The following is a 2,225-nucleotide window of genomic DNA, read 5'->3' as shown; positions in this document are numbered from 1 at the left end:
CATCAGACTATTCAGGAATGTCTGGATCTCGATTAGGGAGGGAGAGGGGTGGATGGGTGGATGGGTGGATGGGTGGATGGGTAATGGGTAATGAGTAATGAGTAATGAGTAATAAGTAATGGGTAATGGGTAATGGGTAATGGGTGGATGCCAGTGTCCACTTCCCCTAAAGCCTAAAACCTAAAGCCTAAAGCCTAACCCCTAAAGCCTAGATCTCGCTCACATAGATCGGCCCACAACTTGGGTATACTTAATATATAATGTTAAATCTGTTACTGGATTTAAACAGCTTGCATGACACTCCTCGATCGCTAAATATAGCCCCGAGATATAAAACTAATAATTACTAATTATCATCTTTAATCTTAGAAGATAGTCTTTCCAAGTCAAAGCGATCGAGTTAATTTGTCCGAGCTATAAATAATGAAATAAATCTGCTATTGTAGTTTATAGTATCGATAGTGCGGCATAATTGAAGCTAATCGAAATATTAATTTAAATCGTCAAAACTTAACTGCAAACGAAAGTACTTAATCAAATTTTTGCTCATGAACTGTCAAGATGAATACGAATTTATAGAAGCAGCGCAAGCAAAAACTTTGGAAGAATATGCTATCGAGATCGAGCGATTAGAGCGATCGATTCTAGCAGCTCAAGCCGCTCGCTCCCTCGAAGCAGAAGCGATCGCCAACGAACGCGCCAGCAACTTTTATGCAGCATGGGGTAAAGCAAAAATCGCCGCAGTATATTTGCAAGATGCTTACGATTGCTACGTTCGAGCCGGAGCTACCACAAAAATATCCGATCTCGAACAATGTTATCCGCAGTTACTGCAATCCACCCAGAGCCAATCTGTCGCGGCAACTAACTACTTCACCGACGAATTTATCGCCACCCTCAGCCATGAATTTCGCAACCCGCTCAATGGCATTTTGGGCATGTCAGAAGCATTATTAGAAGAAGTCTTCGGTGTCATGAACGAACGACAACTCAATGCAGTCACGACGATCGATCGCAGTGGTGGGTATTTGCTCGCACTGGTAAATAATATGACAGATCTGTCTCAGATTCAACTCGGCAAGCTAGAACTAGAGCTGACGAAGGTTTCGGTAGTAGAACTCTGTCAGTTTAGTGCCAGCTTTGTCAAACACCATGCCATCCAAAAACAGATTCAACTAGATGCACACATCCCCGCCGAGGCTGGCATGATTCTCGTCGATCTCCAGCGGATGCGCCAAGTATTAATTAACTTACTCGATCGCGCGATCGATGCAACCCCCATTGGCGGTAGAGTGCAATTAACAGTAACTCGGGAGCCAGCAGGGACGATGGTAGATGCTACATCATTTATCAATTTTGCCGTGAGCGATACCAGCAAAGAGATTCCTGTTGCTAGCGAAGATGAATTATTTCAACCGATACTTCCCGTACTCCCAATGCAAGGCTACACCAACGATAGCCATCATGTCGGCTTAGGCTTGATGCTCGTCAATCCGATCGTCGAATTGCATGGTGGCAAGCTGACTTGTCAGAGTATCATCGGTCAGGGTACTTATATTGCCGTATCATTGCCGCATACCTGTTTAGTTGCAGAGTCTCAGAGCGAGCCGAGCAATTTACCAGACTATCTCAATACAGTTTCCGAAATCATCGTCGAGGAAGAGATCGAACCGCCACTGATTCTGATCGTCGAAGATAACGAACTAAATATCAATACAATCTCTAGTTATCTCACGGTCAAAGGCTATCGTCCCATTGTCGCTCAAGACGGCGAAGCAGCGGTAAAACTCGCGCAAAAACACTGTCCCGATCTCATTTTGATGGATATTCAAATGCCCGGAATGGACGGATTAGAAGCAATTTCTCGCATCCGCGAACATCCCCAACTGACAAAAATTCCGATTGTCGCGCTCACCGCTCTAGCCATGGAAGGAGATCGCGACAAATGCTTGAGTGCAGGTGCCAATGACTATCTCACCAAACCAGTCAAGCTCAAACAACTCAATCAAACTATTCAGCAATGGTTGGGATAGTGAATAGTGAATAGTGGATAGTGAATAGTGGATAGTGAATAGTGGATAGTGAATAGTGGATAGTGAATAGGGTTTGGAACTGCGTTCCACCCACTCAGGCACTCCCTCTCCCCCTCTCCCCCTCTCCCCGTCTCCCCTCTCAAAAAATCGCCAGACAAGTTCGTAGCTGTTAAGCTAGTGAGGGCAAATGCC

Annotated in this window: 1 protein-coding gene; it reads left to right on the top strand. The window is 45.0% G+C overall.

Annotated elements, in window-relative coordinates; all coding sequences use genetic code 11:
* The first annotated feature begins 548 nt into the window (after positions 1-548).
* Complete coding sequence (locus tag C7B77_RS28640) at positions 549-2,033, top strand: response regulator (protein ID WP_106313081.1); 1,485 nt, start codon at positions 549-551, stop codon at positions 2,031-2,033.
* Positions 2,034-2,225: the final 192 nt, after the last annotated feature.

Origin of the sequence: Chamaesiphon polymorphus CCALA 037 (assembly GCF_003003845.1) — a bacterium.
Lineage (GTDB): Bacteria > Cyanobacteriota > Cyanobacteriia > Cyanobacteriales > Chamaesiphonaceae > Chamaesiphon > Chamaesiphon polymorphus.
The sequence above is the reverse complement of the archived record's forward strand: the minus strand, read 5'-3'. Positions and strand labels throughout refer to the sequence as shown.

Bases quoted from the DNA above. Each gene is read 5' to 3' on its own strand.
- C7B77_RS28640 (WP_106313081.1), top strand. From the start codon at position 549: ATGAACTGTCAAGATGAATACGAATTTATAGAAGCAGCGCAAGCAAAA.